Annotated in this window: 18 protein-coding genes; 9 read left to right on the plus strand and 9 right to left on the minus strand. The window is 64.9% G+C overall.

Translation table 11 applies throughout. The features are described from left to right. Window positions 1-141 precede the first annotated feature (141 nt). On the plus strand, window positions 142-1,089 hold the full coding sequence (locus DY468_RS00230) for an alpha/beta fold hydrolase (RefSeq protein ID WP_164601256.1): 948 nt from the start codon (window positions 142-144) through the stop codon (window positions 1,087-1,089). Window positions 1,090-1,118: 29 nt separating this feature from the next. On the opposite strand, the gene DY468_RS00235 is transcribed toward DY468_RS00230, so the two are convergent. Then, window positions 1,119-2,066 carry a septal ring lytic transglycosylase RlpA family protein gene (locus tag DY468_RS00235; protein WP_164601258.1) on the minus strand — a complete coding sequence of 316 codons (948 nt, stop codon included), beginning with the start codon at window positions 2,064-2,066 and terminating at the stop codon, window positions 1,119-1,121. Between the two features lie 237 nt (window positions 2,067-2,303). Here DY468_RS00235 and DY468_RS00240 point away from each other — a divergent pair, with 237 nt between their 5' ends. Continuing rightward, window positions 2,304-3,461 carry an AI-2E family transporter gene (locus DY468_RS00240; RefSeq protein ID WP_164601260.1) on the plus strand — a complete coding sequence of 386 codons (1,158 nt, stop codon included), beginning with the start codon at window positions 2,304-2,306 and terminating at the stop codon, window positions 3,459-3,461. Here DY468_RS00240 and DY468_RS00245 read toward each other — a convergent pair. The 5 genes from DY468_RS00245 to DY468_RS00265 all read right to left on the minus strand — a co-directional run bounded on the left by DY468_RS00245 (window position 3,445) and on the right by DY468_RS00265 (window position 6,891). Then, window positions 3,445-3,747 (minus strand): antibiotic biosynthesis monooxygenase family protein, encoded by a 303-nt coding sequence (locus tag DY468_RS00245; protein ID WP_164601262.1) that lies wholly within the window; start codon window positions 3,745-3,747, stop codon window positions 3,445-3,447. The genes DY468_RS00240 and DY468_RS00245 overlap by 17 nt on opposite strands. Window positions 3,748-3,830: 83 nt before the next feature. After that, window positions 3,831-5,066, minus strand: coding sequence for a GGDEF domain-containing protein (locus DY468_RS00250; protein ID WP_164601264.1), 1,236 nt, complete (start codon window positions 5,064-5,066; stop codon window positions 3,831-3,833). A gap of 292 nt (window positions 5,067-5,358) precedes the next feature. After that, window positions 5,359-5,841 (minus strand): 30S ribosomal protein S9, encoded by a 483-nt coding sequence (gene rpsI / locus DY468_RS00255; protein WP_164601266.1) that lies wholly within the window; start codon window positions 5,839-5,841, stop codon window positions 5,359-5,361. Window position 5,842: 1 nt separating this feature from the next. Further along, window positions 5,843-6,307, minus strand: coding sequence for a 50S ribosomal protein L13 (gene rplM / locus DY468_RS00260; protein ID WP_011158318.1), 465 nt, complete (start codon window positions 6,305-6,307; stop codon window positions 5,843-5,845). A gap of 155 nt (window positions 6,308-6,462) precedes the next feature. After that, a complete protein-coding gene (locus DY468_RS00265; protein ID WP_164601268.1) occupies window positions 6,463-6,891 on the minus strand; it encodes a PaaI family thioesterase in 429 nt (142 codons plus the stop codon). Between the two features lie 90 nt (window positions 6,892-6,981). On the opposite strand from DY468_RS00265, the gene DY468_RS00270 reads away from it, so the two are divergent. From DY468_RS00270 to DY468_RS00285, 4 genes are all read left to right on the plus strand, one after another. Beyond that, window positions 6,982-7,809, plus strand: coding sequence for an enoyl-CoA hydratase (locus DY468_RS00270; protein ID WP_164601270.1), 828 nt, complete (start codon window positions 6,982-6,984; stop codon window positions 7,807-7,809). 134 nt (window positions 7,810-7,943) lie between these two features. After that, entirely contained in the window at window positions 7,944-8,528 is a 585-nt protein-coding gene (locus DY468_RS00275; protein ID WP_164601272.1) for a CoA-binding protein, read from the plus strand. A gap of 92 nt (window positions 8,529-8,620) precedes the next feature. Next, window positions 8,621-9,901: an O-acetylhomoserine aminocarboxypropyltransferase gene (locus tag DY468_RS00280; protein WP_164601274.1), complete on the plus strand. Its 1,281-nt coding sequence runs from the start codon at window positions 8,621-8,623 to the stop codon at window positions 9,899-9,901. 39 nt (window positions 9,902-9,940) lie between these two features. After that, a complete protein-coding gene (locus tag DY468_RS00285; protein WP_164601276.1) occupies window positions 9,941-10,516 on the plus strand; it encodes a TMEM175 family protein in 576 nt (191 codons plus the stop codon). Between the two features lie 122 nt (window positions 10,517-10,638). Here the strand turns inward: DY468_RS00285 and DY468_RS00290 are convergent, their stop codons facing one another. Then, window positions 10,639-11,718 (minus strand): zinc-binding dehydrogenase, encoded by a 1,080-nt coding sequence (locus DY468_RS00290; protein WP_164601278.1) that lies wholly within the window; start codon window positions 11,716-11,718, stop codon window positions 10,639-10,641. Further along, window positions 11,715-12,512, minus strand: a complete 798-nt coding sequence (gene budC / locus DY468_RS00295) for a meso-2,3-butanediol dehydrogenase (RefSeq protein WP_164601280.1) — start codon at window positions 12,510-12,512, stop codon at window positions 11,715-11,717. The genes DY468_RS00290 and budC overlap by 4 nt, the downstream gene beginning before the upstream one ends. Before the next feature lie 83 nt (window positions 12,513-12,595). Between budC and DY468_RS00300 the strand changes: the two genes are divergently transcribed. Further along, a complete protein-coding gene (locus tag DY468_RS00300; RefSeq protein ID WP_164601282.1) occupies window positions 12,596-14,335 on the plus strand; it encodes a thiamine pyrophosphate-binding protein in 1,740 nt (579 codons plus the stop codon). Window position 14,336: 1 nt separating this feature from the next. Next, on the plus strand, window positions 14,337-15,014 hold the full coding sequence (locus DY468_RS00305) for a TetR/AcrR family transcriptional regulator (RefSeq protein WP_164601284.1): 678 nt from the start codon (window positions 14,337-14,339) through the stop codon (window positions 15,012-15,014). 13 nt (window positions 15,015-15,027) lie between these two features. Here DY468_RS00305 and DY468_RS00310 read toward each other — a convergent pair whose 3' ends face one another. Continuing rightward, window positions 15,028-16,134 (minus strand): COX15/CtaA family protein, encoded by a 1,107-nt coding sequence (locus tag DY468_RS00310; RefSeq protein WP_164601286.1) that lies wholly within the window; start codon window positions 16,132-16,134, stop codon window positions 15,028-15,030. Between the two features lie 96 nt (window positions 16,135-16,230). Between DY468_RS00310 and DY468_RS00315 the strand changes: the two genes are divergently transcribed. Continuing rightward, on the plus strand, window positions 16,231-16,443 hold the full coding sequence (locus DY468_RS00315; protein WP_110785468.1) for a DUF2842 domain-containing protein: 213 nt from the start codon (window positions 16,231-16,233) through the stop codon (window positions 16,441-16,443). The last annotated feature ends 63 nt before the right edge of the window (window positions 16,444-16,506 follow it).

Raw genomic sequence — 16,506 nt, forward strand, 5'->3', positions numbered from 1 at the left:
GGATTTCCAACTAGATTTGCGGCCGCGTCGGCAAGGCAACCGACACGGCCGTTTTCAATTGTAGGTACGGACGATCGATCCTACCGTGGGCGCAAGCTCGCTTCCAGATCAACTCAAAAAATCAAACAGGGCGGACACATCATGGCTTCCACTCGCACGATCACCGTCAATGGCATCGAGTTGTTCCTGCGTGAACAGGGACAGGGTCCGCTGGTGATCCTGTGCCACGGCTGGCCGGAATTGTCGTACTCCTGGAGGCATCAGATCGCAGCCCTGGCTGATGCCGGATATCGGGTGGTGGCGCCGGATATGCGCGGCTTCGGGCGGTCCTCGGCTCCTCAACCGGTCGAGGCCTACAGCATCTTCGATCTGGTCGGCGACATGGTCGGACTGGTGGGCGAGCTCGGTGAAACCCGCGCCGCAATCATTGGCCATGACTGGGGCGCACCGGTGGCCTGGCACGCCGCGCTGTTCAGGCCGGACCTGTTCGCCGCGGTGGCGGGCCTCAGCGTACCGCCGCCGTGGCGCGGCAAGGGCCGGCCGCTGGAGCTGCTGCGCGCCGCGGGCATCACCAATTTCTATTGGCAGTATTTCCAGAAGCCCGGCGTCGCCGAGGCCGAATTCGAGCGCGACGTCGCCGCGACGATGCGCGGCATGCTGTGCGGTGGGTTCGCCGATCCGGCGCGGTCGTTGTTCGTTCCGGAAGGTCGCGGCTTCATCGGCCGCTCGGCCGCAACGCTTCCGCTACCGGGATGGCTGAGCGAGGCCGAACTTGCCTTCTTCGTCGAGCGCTACAAAGAAAGCGGCTTCCGCGGAGGCCTCAACTGGTACCGCAACATTGACCGAAACTGGGAGCTGACCGCCCCCTGGCAGGGCGCGCAGATCCGGCAGCCGTCAGCGTTCATCGCCGGCAGCAACGATCCGGTGATCTCCGACAAAATGAGCGGCAAGCATCTCGCCGCGATCGAGCGGGTGCTGCCCAATCTGAAGCACAAGCTGATCATAGACGGCGCCGGCCACTGGATCCAGCAGGAGAAGCCCGCCGACGTGAATGCGGCGCTGACCGCGTTTCTGAAGGAGAACTATTGAGAGAGCCGCAGCCCGCCCGGGTTCGCGGGTTAGTAGAGCCCGCGGGCCGACAGCAGATTGCCGATCTCGTCATTGCCGCGGGACGGTGCGGTGCTGACCGGCCGGTACTCCGCCCTCGCCTCTCGGGCATCGGCGTCGTAGGAGACCGCGCGCGGATTGGGCGCAAGCGTTTGGCGGTTCGATCGTGTGCTGCGCGAGGCTGAGACTTCCGAAGTCGCGGCGACCGAGGCGACGTCCACCGAAGTGTTTCCGAGCGAATACGGCCGGCCTTCCGGCATCGGCACGTCGCCGCGAATCCGCCCACCGCCGCTGCCTGCTCCGAAGTCCGGAACGAAAGGTTTGGCGGAAGCGATCCGCACGCCGGTCGGCGCCGGTGCCGGCTCGCCCTGACGCAGCGTCGCCATCAACTGGCGGTCGTCGGAGCCTTCGAGCGGTGCCCGGCCGACATACTCGACCCGCACCCGCGCGGTGCCCCTGTGTTTGAATTCAAGGAGTTCGGCGGCTTTATTCGACACGTCGATGAGCCGGTTGCCGTGATACGGGCCACGGTCGTTGATGCGCACGATCAGCGAACGTCCGTTGGCCAGATTGGTGACCCGGGCATAGCTCGGGATCGGCAGCGTCGGGTGTGCCGCAGACAGCGACGCCATGTCGAACACTTCGCCATTGGCAGTGAGCCGGCCATGGAAATCAGTGCCGTACCAGGACGCCAGTCCTTCGGCGCGGTAATGCGGATTCTCTTCCGGAACATAAGTGCGGCCGGCCACCACATAGGGCTTGCCGACCCGATAGGTCCCGCCGCCTTTCGGCACAGGCTCGCCGAACGCGACCACGCGGGGGCTCGACGACACGCCGTACTTCGGGTCGACCCGGCTGAAGGCGCCGTTTTGCGCGCAGTTGGCGAGGGCGAGGCAGGCGCCAGCGGCGAAAGCCACCCGCGCGGCGCGGCCCAACGAATCTCGCTCGCGAATCCCCATAAGTCCCCAAATACCATTCTCGCGACATCGGCCCAAGATGGACCTTCCCCGGTCGCGACCTCGACGCACACCCACTTCCGCATCGAAGCATGACCATATCGCAGAGCGAACAAGGCGAAAATGGGACGAACAGGTTTTGGCGGAAGTATGGTTACCAAGGTCTGATAAGGGAATCAGGAGCTTGCTCTGACATGGCGATTCGCGAACACTGAGTGTCGACAGCCGAAAGGACCGCATGTGACCGCCCCTCTTTCCGATCGCGTTCCGTCCCGTACCGACCTTACCTGGGCGATCGCCCTCGGCGGCATCGCCACCGTGTCGTTCGCGGCACTGCTGTACGGCGCCTGGCAATTCGCCGGCACGCTGTTCCTGATCTTCGCCGGGGTGCTGTTCGGCGTTTTTCTCAACGCCCTCACCGAACTGACCGGCAAACTGGTCGGCGGTCCGCACGGGCTTCGGCTGGCGCTGGTCTGTGTGGTCCTGAGCGGCCTGTTCTTCGGCATCGCCGTGCTCGGCGGCAACACGATCAGCCAGCAGGCCAAGGCGCTGTCCGGCACGATCAAGACGCAGATCGTCAATGTGAAGGCTCTGCTCGAGCGGAACGGCGTCGACACCAGCTTCCTTGAGCTGGGTGGCGGCAACGGCGGCGGCGCCCATTCGGAGACGGCTCCGGCGCAGCCGCGTAACCTGCCGAGCGCAGGCGAAATCGCCTCCGGCGGCGGCGCCATCGTCAGCCAGACGCTGAAGCTGATCCTCGGCACCATCGGAGCCGTCGGCAACTTCTTCATCGTGCTGTTTCTCGGCCTCGCCTTCGCGGCGCAGCCGGAGGTGTACCGCAACGGATTGGTGCGGATGGTGCCTCGGCGCCACCGGAGCCAAGCGGAGGTCATCGTCAGCGACACCGGCGAGATGCTCAAGCGTTGGCTGCTGGCTCAGCTCATCACCATGATCGCGGTGTTCGCGGTCACGGCAATCGGCCTGTCGCTGATCGGGATTCCCGGCGCGTTCATCCTTGGCATCCAGGCCGGCCTGCTCGCGTTCATTCCGACCGTCGGCGCAATTCTCGGCGGGCTGGTCATCGTGCTCGCCGCGATCGGCTCCGGATGGATCGCAGTGGTCAGCGCCTTCGTGCTGTTCCTCGGCGTCCATGCGCTCGAGAGCTACATCCTGACACCGCTGATCCAGCGCCAGGCGATCGATATCCCGCCGGCGACGCTGTTTGCCACCCAGATCCTGCTCGGCATCGTGTTCGGTCTTTGGGGGCTTGCGCTGGCGCTGCCACTGATGGCGATCGGCCGGGTGGTGATCGACCATCTGCGCGGCGAAGAGCCGGACGAGTCCGCCGCACCGGCCGCCACCGCCCCGATGGCGCTCGCCGTTACACCTGAGACGTAAGCACCGTCTCGGTGTGCTCGACATCCGGCGGCGCTGCGAAGAACCCGCCGACGAGACCGCGCCATTCGGTGAAGTTCTCCGAGCCGCGGAAATCGACAGTGTGGTTTTCCAGCGTCTGCCACTTCACCATCAGCCGGTAACGCTGCGGCTTCTCGATCGACCGATGCAGCTCGAAGCCGCAAAACCCCTTGGAGCGGCCGAATGCCTCGCGCGCCTTGGCGACTGCGGCTTCGAACTCCGCCTCGCTGCCGGGTTTGACGTCGATCTGTGCGATTTCCGTAATCATGCGTCTGCGCCTCGTCGGTGATGGGACGGGCGTCTTTATCGCACAGCGCGTCGCAATTGAAGCGGATCGAACGAAGGTCAGATTCAGGCGACCGCCTGCCCGACCGAACCGCCGCGTGCCACTACTTGATGTTCGCGCGTTTGCGCCGCTTTGCGCCGGCTCTCTTCCAGCGACACCGGCTGCTCAGCCGTTGCGACGACGCGATTCCGGCCGCCACGTTTAGCCTGATACAGCGCGGTGTCGGCTGCGGCGAGCAGCACGTCGAGCTCGACGCCAGCCGGTCCGCCGGCGACGCCGATCGACACGGTGGTCGCCACCGGGGCGTCGTCAACCTCGATACCGCAATTTTGGAAAGCCTCGCGCACCCGATCGGCTGCAGTCACCGCCTCGTCGATCGAGCAGGGTAACAACGCTGCGAACTCCTCGCCGCCGATCCGCCCCGACAGGTCCGAGATCCGCAGCGAGCTGGCGACGATGGCGGCAAACAGCTTCAGCACTTCGTCGCCGGCCGGGTGACCAAACCGGTCGTTGATCGATTTGAAGTGGTCGATATCGAAGATCATCGCGGAAACCGGGCGCCCTGCATTGGCCTCGCGGTCGATCATCCGCGCGCAGGCTTCGGAGAAGCCGCGCCGGTTGAGCATTCCGGTGAGCGGGTCGATCGAAGCGGCGGTCTTGTGCATGGTGACGGTGCGTTCAGTGACCAGCATGAAGATCACGAACACGGTGCCGATCGCGTACAGCACCAGTTCGACCGCGAACAACGTCACCCAGGCATTGCCGACGAATCCGGAGTGCGACGACGGCCACAAATCGGCGAGCACGATCGGAAGCATCAGAACCGTGCCGTGCAGCAGCGGCACCACGATGGTCGGCCAGCGCCGCTGCATCGATTTGCGCCGCTCGGCAGAGAGCTGGTTCGCAGTCAATCCGGCGTAGACAGCAACGATCGCTGCCCCGATCGTCATCCGCAGTGCTTCCTGCTCGGCTGGCAGGCTGGCAACGGCGGCGAACCAGACCAGCGCGCCGAGCAGCAGCCCAGGCCAGCTCGGCTTCAAGCCATGAAAGACCCGCGCGGCGTTCCACACCATCCCGCAGGCGATAAAGCCACCGCCGGCCATCGCCAAAGTAACGGTCTCACCGAAGACCGGGCGGAGAACCGTCCAGAGCGCCACGGTGAGGGCACCGAGCAGATATGCATTGCCCCACCAATTCAATGCCGGGATTTTTTCCTGGCGGCCGAAGTAGTGCAGCATGACACCGAGCAACGCGCAAATCAGGGTTGCGACGAGGAACAGTGTCGAAATGTCGAGTGACATAGTGGGGTACTCGGTGGGTGACTTTTCCGGTGACGGCATTTCAACACCGCGGGTGCGGCACTGATCCCCTCATGCTGCCGATTTGACCCAGGCTGGATTGAAATCGCGTTTGTGCAAAAGCTCCGATTTATCCGATAACTCGCCGGAAATTTCCGACAATTTGCTTGCAAAGCGCGGCTCGCCGGTCGCTTCGGATCAATGATGTGTGCAGCCCCTCGCCGGCTCTTCGCCCGCAACAAAAAAGGGCGCCCCGCAGGACGCCCTTTTGATCGACCGGTGAGACCGGGAAAGATCAGCGCTTCGAGAACTGGAACGAGCGGCGGGCCTTGGCCTTGCCGTACTTCTTACGCTCGACGACGCGGCTGTCGCGGGTCAGGAAGCCGCCCTTCTTCAGCACGCTGCGCAGCTCCGGCTCGAAATTGGTGAGCGCCTTGGAGATGCCGTGGCGAACCGCACCGGCCTGGCCGGACAGACCGCCGCCGGCAACGGTGCAGATCACGTCGTACTGGCCGGCACGGGCCGCGGCGACCAGCGGCTGCTGGATCATCATGCGCAGCACCGGACGGGCGAAATAGACCTCGACCTCGCGGGCGTTGACCATAATCTTGCCGGCGCCCGGCTTGATCCAGACGCGGGCGACCGCATCCTTGCGCTTGCCGGTCGCGTAGGCGCGACCGAACTTGTCGACCTTCTTGGTGTAGGTCGGGGCGTCCGCGCCAGTGACGGTGGTCTTCAGCGCGGCGAGCTGATCGAGAGACTGCATGGTCTCGGACATCTTATGCGGCCCTCATGTTCTTGCGATTCATCGCGCCGATATCGAGCTTCTCGGGCTGCTGAGCTTCGTGCGGGTGTTCGGCGCCGGGATAGACGCGCAGGTTGCCCATCTGGACACGGCCGAGCGGACCGCGCGGGATCATGCGCTCGATCGCCTTCTCGACCACGCGCTCCGGGAAACGACCTTCGAGGATCGCCTTCGCAGAGCGCTCCTTGATGCCGCCGATGAAGCCGGTGTGATGATAATAGACCTTGTTGTCGCGCTTGCGACCGGTCAGCACCACCTTCGAGGCGTTGATGATGATGACATTGTCGCCGCAGTCGACGTGCGGGGTGTAGGTCGGGAGATGCTTGCCGCGCAGGCGCATCGCGACCAGCGTGGCGAGCCGGCCGACCACGAGACCGGTGGCGTCAATAATGACCCACTTCTTCGTGACTTCGGCGGGCTTGGCCGAAAACGTCTTCATGAGAATGATCCATGACAGGGGGAATTCGGTGCACGAAGCACCGGACTGCGGGCGCTTGTAGAGAAGCACCGCTTTCGCGTCAATCCCTCCGTGCTGGATTTTCCTTCGCAGTTACAGTGGCTTATAAATATGGTGCAATAATACCTTCGAAAACATCAAGCGGTTGGAATGGAATAGGTCGACGTCACATGGGCGATCGGGTCCGGCGAGGTGCCCGACAGCAGCGTCACCTCCCCCACCGCCAGCCGCCGGCCGAGCTTGAGGAGTTTGGCGACCGCGACGACATCCTGGCCCGGCTGGCCCTTCCGCAGGAAGTTGATGTTGAGGTTGGTGGTGACCGCGAGTGCGACCGGGCCGATCGCCGACAGCAGCACGACGTACATGGCGAAATCGGCCAGCGCCATCAGGGTCGGCCCCGACACGGTGCCGCCCGGGCGCAGCATCCGGTCGCTGTAGCGCTGCCGTAACAGAGATGTGCGACCATCGGCGGTCTCGATCGAGATGTCACCGTGGCTGAACGCCTGCGGGAACTCGCGTTGGAGAAATTCTTCGAGTTCGCCGACGCTCATCCTCGCATGTGTCATGTCGTTCCCGCCCCTGCTCTCGCTTCGCCCGGCTTGTTACAATAAGGTGACGCTCGTTCCCAGCGCTTCATTTTGTTCCCGGACGCCGCCATGACCGTGTTGCCTGCTTTCGCTGCGACCCAGCCCTCGCCGATTCTGCTGCGCGAAACCGTCGACGGCGGTGTTGCGGTGCTGACGCTGAATCGGCCCGCCGCGCGCAACAGCCTGTCGCTGGAAATGATCGACGATCTTCATGCGGCGCTGGATCTGATCGGGCGCGACGACGGCGTGCGGGTCGTGGTGATCGCCGCAAATGGACCCGCGTTCTGCGCCGGCCACGACCTCAAGGAGCTGACCGCGCATCGCAACGACGCCGACCGCGGCCGCGCCAGCTTCTCCAGGATCATGACCTCCTGCAGCGCGATGATGCAGGCGATCGTCAAACTGCCCAAGCCGGTGATCGCAGCGGTGCAAGGCGTCGCTACCGCGGCCGGCTGTCAGCTCGTCGCAAGCTGCGATCTCGCCATTGCGTCCGAGCAGGCAACCTTCGCGACTCCCGGCGTCGACATCGGACTGTTCTGCTCGACCCCGATGGTGGCGCTGTCGCGCAACGTGCCGCGCAAACACGCGATGCACATGCTGCTGACCGGCGAGCCGGTCGGCGCCGACGAAGCCCGCCAAATCGGCCTGATCAATCGCGTGGTACCGCACGGCACCGAGCGCGCCGCCGCGGTGGCGCTGGCCGAGCAGATCGCCGGCAAGTCGTCGCACACCATCAAGGTCGGCAAAGAAGCCTTCTACCGTCAGGCCGAGCTCAACCTCGCCGACGCCTATCACTACGCTTCGCAGGTGATGGCCGAGAACATGATGGCCGCCGATGCCGAAGAAGGCATTTGCGCCTTCCTGGAAAAGCGCCAGCCGGAATGGAAGGATAAGTAAGCCACCTCCACTTCCTCCTCATCCTGAGGAGCGGCCGCAGGCCGCGTCTCGAAGGATGAAACCCACACGTTCATGGTTCGAGACGGCGCCTGTCGGCCCCTCCTCACCATGAGGACCTCGGACATGTTGAGCCCATGAACCACGACAGCTACGCCGACGACTACATCCGCGCGATCCTGAATGGTGTGAAGACGATTGCGATGGTCGGGGCATCGCCGCTCAACGTGCGGCCGAGCTACTTCGTGTTCAAATATCTCACCGAGCGCGGCTACGACGTCATTCCGATCAATCCCGGCCAGGTCGGCAACAGCCTGCTCGGCAAACCGTTCGTCGCCTCGCTCAAGGACATCGACCGGCCGATCGACATGGTTGACGTATTCCGCGGGTCCGCGCATGTGATGCCGGTGGTCGACGAGGTGCTGTCGCTGTCGCCGCTGCCGAAAGTGATCTGGATGCAGATCGGGGTGCGCAACGACGAAGCCGCCGCGAAAGCCGAGGCCGCCGGCCTCAAGGTGGTGATGGATCGCTGCCCGAAGATTGAATACGGCCGGTTGTCGTCGGAGATTTCCTGGATGGGGGTGAATTCGCGTACCCTCAGCGCCAAACGGGCGCCGATACCGGTCAAGGGGATGCGACTGTCGCTCGACCGCCAGAGCGTCTCCGGCGGCAATACCGCTGCGTCCGACCGCGCCGTCAAGAACCGCAACGAGCCGGGCTGAACACTGCAGCGCGGCTGCCGCCCCGCGCTTGACCTGCTCCGGGGTTCCGATCAGATAGCTCAACCATCAGCCAGAGTACGGAGGGATCGACCATGACCGAACGCAACCCGGGATTCGCGACGCTCGCGGTCCATGCCGGCGCCCAGCCCGATCCCACCACCGGTGCGCGCGCAACGCCGATCTATCAGACCACATCGTTCGTCTTCAACGACGCCGACCATGCCGCGTCGCTGTTCGGCCTGCAGGCGTTCGGCAACATTTACACCCGCATCACCAACCCGACGACGGCGGTTCTCGAGGAGCGCGTCGCCGCGCTCGAAGGCGGCACCGCCGCGCTCGCCACGGCGTCAGGCCACGCCGCGCAGCTCGTCGCGCTGCAGCAGCTGATGCAGCCCGGCGACGAATTCATCGCCGCCCGCAAGCTGTATGGCGGCTCGATCAACCAGTTCACTCACGCCTTCAAGAGCTTCGGCTGGAACGTGGTGTGGGCCGACACTGACGACCTCTCCAGCTTCCAACGCGCGGTGTCGCCGAAGACCAAGGCGATCTTCATCGAGTCGATCGCCAATCCGGGCGGCAGCATCACCGACATCGAGGCGGTTGCAGAGGTTGCGCGCAACGCCGGCGTGCCGCTGATCGTCGACAATACGCTGGCGACGCCCTATTTGATCCGCCCGATCGAGCACGGCGCCGACATCGTGGTGCACTCGCTGACCAAGTTCCTCGGCGGCCACGGCAACTCGCTCGGCGGCATCATCGTCGATGCCGGCACCTTCGATTGGTCGAAGGGCGGCAAGTATCCGATGCTGAGCGAGCCGCGTCCCGAATATCACGGCCTGAAGATCCAGGAGACGTTCGGCAACTTCTCATTCGCGATCGCCTGCCGCGTGCTCGGCCTGCGCGATCTCGGTCCGGCGCTGTCGCCGTTCAACGCCTTCATGCTGCTGACCGGCATCGAGACGCTGCCGCTGCGCATGCAGAAGCACTGCGAGAACGCCAAGGCGATCGCCGAATTCCTCTCCACCCACAAGGCGGTGGATGAGGTCAATTACTCCGGCCTCGCCTCCAGCAAATACGCCGCCCTCGCCCGCAAATATGCGCCGAAGGGGGCCGGTGCGGTGTTCACCTTCAGCCTCAAGGGCGGCTATCAGGCCGGCGTCGATCTCGTCGCCAATCTGAAGCTGTTCTCGCATCTGGCCAATGTCGGCGACACCCGCTCCCTGATCATCCATCCGGCCTCGACCACCCACAGCCAGCTCGACGACGCCCAGAAGACCGCAGCCGGCGCCGCGCCCAACATGGTGCGGGTGTCGATCGGCATCGAGGACAAGGACGATCTGATCGCCGACCTCGATCAGGCGCTCGGCGGCTAACCGGGAAAGCACTCAGGCAGCGTCGTCGAGGAGGCGGCGATGAGCAGCGGTCATTTCGAACTGCGGCGGCTGGAAGCGCTCAGCAACACCGTGTTCGGCGTCGCGATGACGCTGCTCGCCTATCAGGCGCCGCGCGAGAAGTTCGCCGGCGGCGATCCGCAATGGCACGAGATTTGGCACGTCTATGGTGCCTTCGTCTCGACGCTGCTGCTCAGCTTCATCGTCGCCGGCATGTTCTGGTACAGCCACCAGCAGCGGTTGGCCTATTCCAGCCACGCCGGCCGCAGCGAGGTGATCGGCAATCTGTTCTTTCTGCTGTCGATCATCCTGCTGCCGATGACCTGCGGCCTGTACGGCAACAATTACGACTCGCCGAACGTCACCACGTTGTATGGCTTCAATCTCTGGCTAATCGCGCTGTTTAACACCGCGCTCTGGGCACTTGCGGTCGCGCCGCGGGGCGACTGGCTGAAACTGGCGACGCCGGCATTTTCGTTCGTCCTTTTCACCCTTGCGGCTCTGGTCTGTCTCGTCGAACCGCACTGGCCGAAATTCATCTGGCCGGTGGGATTCCTGTCGCCCGTGATCAGCGCCTGGGTCGAAAAGCGGCGATAACGACACTTCATGACGGCACTCGTTGCCGCGATCGAGGTCCTCGGGGCCACCACGACTTGGCGGCCCCGAGGATCGTGACGCGGATCCATTCGAAGAACGGACTGACCCAGGCTCCCCAGGGACTAAGCCCGGCCGGGATCGACCAGAAGCTTGATGCACGCGTCGGCCTTCGACAGCGTCGAGAAGGCGGCAGCCACGCCGCCGCGCCCGACCGTCCCGGAGATCAGCGGGGAGACGTCGCACTGTCCTTCGGCGATCGCGTGCAGCGTGGCGGCGAATTCGGCGGGGCTGTAGCCGAACACAAACCGCAACGAAAGCTGTTTGTTGATCGCCAGCGATGGCTCGATCGTATCGCTTTCCATGCAGACGCCGACCACAATGATGGTCGCCGTCGGCGGCGATTTCTCGATCAGTTGCTGCAGCATGCCCGGCACGCCGACGCACTCGAACACGACCGCATCGCGAATTGAGCGCCCCTGCAGGGTCGCGGCGCTGAAGCTCGCCAAAGTGGCGGGAACGTCGAGAGCCTCCCAGCGATCGTGCGGCGAATGCTCGCCGGGATCGATCACCACGTCGGCGCCGAGTGCCACCGCAGCGGCGCGGCGGTGCGGTGAGAAATCGCTGGCGATGACCGGACCGATCCCCCGCGCCTTTAGCGCCGCGATCACCGACAGACCGACCGGTCCGCAGCCGATCACCAAGGCCACGCTGCGCGGTGTCAGCGGCGCACTGGCAACAGCATGCGCCCCAACCGCCATTGGCTCGGTGAGCGCAGCGCGCGCGTCATCAAGCCCATTCGGCACCTCGAGCAGCAGCGCCTCCTGCAGCACCATTCGTTCGGCAAAGCCGCCGGGAAAGCGGTTCGAGTAGCCGACGAGTTCGTTACCGGCCGGGCCGAATGCGGCCGGCACGGAAACCACCTTGGTGCCCGGAGGCAGCGTCTTGTTGCAGCCAGGACCGTGGTCGATCACTTCGGCGCAGAACTCATGGCCGAACACGACGTCCTGGGACGGGTCGAGGCTGGGGCGTCCGCCGGCGCGGCGCGTGAGTGCAATCATGTGATCGAGATGATGAAGCGCGTGAAGGTCCGATCCGCAAATTCCGCAGACCAGCGTCTTCACCAGCACCTGGCCCTCGCCCGGTGTGACTTCGGCGATGTCCGTGTCGACCAGTTGGCCATCACGCCTGACTACGGCCTTCATTGAACGGCTCCCATCACCTTGGGCAGATTGGGTTGCCCGGTGTGCGCGGTCAGTCCGCCATCGACCGGCACGGAAACGCCGGTGACATAGGACGCGGCATCGGAAGCGAGGAACGCGATGACTTGCGCAATCTCCGCCGGACTGGCGAACCGGCCGATCGGCACCCGATCCTCCCAGTCGGCCCGCAGCCCCGGGATCCCCTGAATTCCGGCGAGGATCGGGGTGTCGACAGGACCGGGGCACACCGCATTGACCCGCACTCCATCGCGCGCATGATCGATTGCTGCAGTGCGGGTGAAGTTGATGACGCCGGCCTTTGCAGCGTTGTACGCCGCGAAGCCGAAATCACCGGCCAAGCCCGAGGCCGAGGCGGTGTTGACGATCGCCCCTGCCCGCTGCGCGACCATCACCGGCAGCGCGGCTTTACAGCCGAAGAACACGCCGTCGAGATTGATCGCGAGGACCTTCTTCCAGTCTTCGACCGGCAGTGCAGCAATCGATGACAGGCTGCCGATCCCGGCGTTGTTGATCAGCACATCGAGCCGCCCGAAGGCCGCTACCGCACCGTCGATCAGCGCTTGCACCGATCCGAAGTCGGACACGTCGGTGATGATGAACCTTGCGCGTTCGGCCCCGAGTTCAGCCACCAGGGCATTGCCCGCCGCACCGTCGAGATCGCCGATCACCAAGCTAGCGCCTTCCGCGTGAAGCAGCCGTCCGGTCGCAGCCCCAATGCCGGATGCTCCGCCTGTGATCACCGCGACTTTTCCACCAAAGCGCGTGCGCTCATCCATCCTCTTGTCCTCCCGGGTCGATGTTTATAATTATAGCGCACTATAATAACACCGCGGCAAACGCCGCAACAGGGAGGAATGAGATGGCAGAACACGATCGCCTGGTCGGCGGACAGTTGCTGGCGAAGACGCTGAAAGCCGCTGGTGTCAGCCAAGCGTTTGCGCTGCACGGCGGACATCTCGAAGCGCTGCTCAAGGGGTGCATCGAGGAAGACATCGCCCTGATCGATTTCCGTCACGAATCCTCGGCGGGCCACGCTGCCGACGCTTATGCGCGTGCCACCTGCAAGCTCGGAGTCTGCATCGTCACGGCCGGGCCCGGATTCACCAACGCACTCTCGGCGATGACCAACGCGCAGCTCGATGGTTCACCGGTGCTGTTCATCGTCGGAGCGCCGCCGCTGCGCGAGATCGAAACCAATCCGCTGCAAGGCGGCATCGATCAGGTCGCGATTGCGCGGCCGGCGGTGAAATGGGCGTTCTCGATCCCCAGCACGGAGCGGATCGCCGATCTCACCGCGATGGCGATCCGCAAGGCGATGACGTTGCCGCGGGGCGCCGTGCTGCTCGAAGTGCCGATCGACGTGCTGCATATGAGCGTCTCCGCTGTGCGCGCCACTCCGCCGGCCGGTGTCGGCGTCAATCCTCGCCCCGCGCCTGCCCCGGCTGAGGTTGCGCGATTAGTCGAGCTGCTGAAGGCGGCCAAGCGTCCCGTGCTGATCGCCGGCAATGGCGCAGCTAATCGCGAAACCGCGGAGGCGCTGCGGGCGCTGTGTACGAGAGTCCCGTTGCCGGTGTTCACCAAGTCGCTGGCGTCCGGCATCCTCCCGCCGGGCCACTCCTGCAATGGCGGTGCCGCCGGCAACCTCGCCCTGTTGCCGATGCTGGGGATCGATCGGCCGGATCTGGTCATCCTGCTGGGTGGCAAGCTCGGCCTGTTGCTCGGCGGACGTTCAGGCGTTCTGGTGCCGCACGGCGCAACCCTCGTGCAGATCCACGGCGATGCGGCCGAGATGGGCCGGATCCGCGACGTCGATCTGGCCATCATGGCGGACTGCACCGAGGCGACGCGCGCGCTCGACGCAGCTCTGAAAGATGTCCAGTTCAACGAGTTGGAAGGGTGGCGGGCGCAGGCCGTCTCGGCAACCGGGCTGTTTGCCACGATGTTCCCCGATCATGAGACCGCGCAAGGCATCCATCCGTACCACGCGGCTCGTGCAGTCGCCGAAGCCGCTGGGCCGGGGGCGACCTATGTGTTCGATGGCGGCGAATCCGCATCATGGGGCGCTGCAGCAGCGGTGGTCGATCGCCCGGGGGCGGTTATCAGTCACGGCTATCTCGGCTGCCTGGGGATCGGACCCGGGTTCGCGATCGGCGCCCAGCTCGCAGCTCCGGACCGCCGGGTGATCCACCTGACCGGCGATGGCGCGTTTGGCTTCCACCTGCAGGAACTCGACACCATGGTCCGGCACCGCTTGCCGATCGTCACCGTGGTTCTCAACAATGAAGTCTGGGGAATGTCGATCCACGGCCAGCAAATCATGTTCGGCAGCAACTATCATGTGATCTCGAAACTGGGTGGAACACACTTTGCCAACATCGCTCAGGCCTTCGGTTGTCATGCCGAGCGTGTGACCCGGTTTGCCGACCTCACGCCGGCGCTGGAGCGCGCCTTCGCCAGTGGCGGCCCGGCGTTTATCGAGGTGATGACGGATGCCGACGTGGTCCATCCCGTGACAGTGGCAATGCTCGGTCAGGTTCAGGAAGGTAGCAACGACGTGTTGATTCCCTATTACGAGAACATCCCAGCAGACTCGGCATGAGATGACGCTATCGACGACCACTCTGGAATCGCGGCGGCGCGGGCTGGTCACAGCCGCGCACGCCCTGATCCGCGAATCCGGCGGTGCCGGGTTTTCAATGATCCAGCTCGCCAAGCGCGCCGGCGTGAGCCCGGCGACGCCCTACAATCTGGTCGGGACAAAGGCCGACTTGTTGCGGCTGGTTGTTCGGGACGAGTTCGCCGCGTTCGAAACCCGCCTCGCCACCCGCCTTCCCGGATCGCCGCTCGCCGAGCTCGAGGCGGCGATTGATCTCGTGGTGAAGCACTATTGCGCAGAGCCGGCGTTCTATCGCGGTCTCTACGCCGCGATGCAGGGTGAGCACGCCGCCGAGCTCCGCGGGATGATGCTCGCCGAAGGGCAGCAATTGTGGTGCGCGATGGTGCGCACTGCGGTGGATGCCGGCGAGATCGAGCGCGTCATCGACGATGAAGCCTTCACCGAGGTGCTGCTGCGCGCGATGGCCTCGACCACGGAGGCCTGGCTCGCCGTGAACTGGAGCAGGAAACGCTTCGCCCAGGAGATGCATCTGGCAACGCGCCTGCTGCTGCTGGGCGTCGTCACCAAAACCGCGCGCAGCCGGATTACTGCTGAATTCGAATCGTCGCGCCGGACCAGCGCGCGAAAGCCTGCACGAACGAGCAGGACCGCCAAGTTGTAGTCGGCCGCCGCGCCTATGCCGATAGGACTGGCTTGGATGGAAGCCGCTCGGCAGCACCGCGATCCAGCGCGGTTTGAGGGTCGCTCGTTGCCGTCAAACGTTCAGCCTGCAGCACGGCCAACGTCAGCACCACCAGTGCCATTGCCTGATGCGCCAGGGCGAGGTCGATCGGCGCGGCGTGCAGCACAGTGAGTATGCCGAGCGCGGCCTGGGCCGTCAGTGCCAGGAACAGCAACACCGCGCCGCGTGCCGCGGCCCCTGCCCGCGTCCGTAGCGCGTCGATCATGTGCAGCGCCGCCAGCGCCCACAGCGCATAGGCAAGCATGCGGTGATCGAACTGCACGGTGAGATGATTGTCGAACAGATTCTTCCACCACGGGCTCTCGAACCACAGCCGCGCCGAATCCGGGATCAGGGCGCCGTCGATCGTCGGCCAGGTGTTGTAGACCCGCCCGGCACGCAGGCCGGCGACCAGCGCGCCCGCGTAGAGCTGCACGAAGGTCAGCCCGAGCAGCACCAGCGCGGTCGCTTTCAGCCTCACCGGCGCGGTCTGGCGCACCCGGTCCGACAGCCGGCGCAGCGTCCAGACGATCGCGGCGTAGATGATCAGCGCCAGCGACAGATGCGTGGCGAGCCGCACCTGCGACACCTCGGTCCGCTGCGCCAGGCCGGACGCCACCATCCACCAGCCGACCGCGCCCTGCAGCGCGCCGAGCGCGAAGATGATCCACAGCGCCAGCTTCCACTCAGCCCCAATCGCGCCCCGCCACAGGAACCAGAGGAACGGCAGCAGATAGGCGATGCCGATGACCCGGCCGAGCAGCCGGTGGCTCCATTCCCACCAGAAAATGGTCTTGAACTGATCCAGCGTCATCCCGGCGTTCAGTTCGCGATATTGCGGGATCTGTTTGTAGCCGTCGAAAGCGGCCTGCCATTGCGCCTCGCCGAGCGGCGGCAGCGTGCCGGTGACCGGTTTCCATTCGACGATCGACAGCCCGGATTCGGTCAGTCGCGTCGCGCCGCCGACCAGCACCATCGCGGCGATCAGGGCCGCCACCAGCGTCAGCCAGATCCGCACGGCGCGAACTCGGGACGATGGCGGCACCGCGGCGATGGTCATAAAGCATCCCTTGAACGGATTTTCCCGCACTCTATAGTCCGGCCGTTCTTACGCGCAAGGCGTTGCGAGAACGCATCAACGGCGTGTGAGCGAGGCATGAATATTCGAACCCGCAAATTGATTGGAACCGTCGGCCTGCTGCTGTTGGCGATCGTCTGGTCGCTGACCGCGATGGCCTTCGCGCAGGCGCCGGTGATCGCTGAATCGAAATGGCTGCAGGCGGTGTACTACGTGGTCGCCGGCCTCGGCTGGGTGCTGCCGGCGATGCCGCTGGTCACCTGGATGTCGCGTCCCGACCCTGCCGAGTAGGATCGTGACCTTTCCGAACGGGCAACGCCGCCACCGGGCTCCCGATGGCGGCGTTTTCTTTGT

It is taken from the genome of Rhodopseudomonas sp. BR0M22 (genome assembly GCF_010907035.1).
GTDB lineage: Bacteria > Pseudomonadota > Alphaproteobacteria > Rhizobiales > Xanthobacteraceae > Rhodopseudomonas.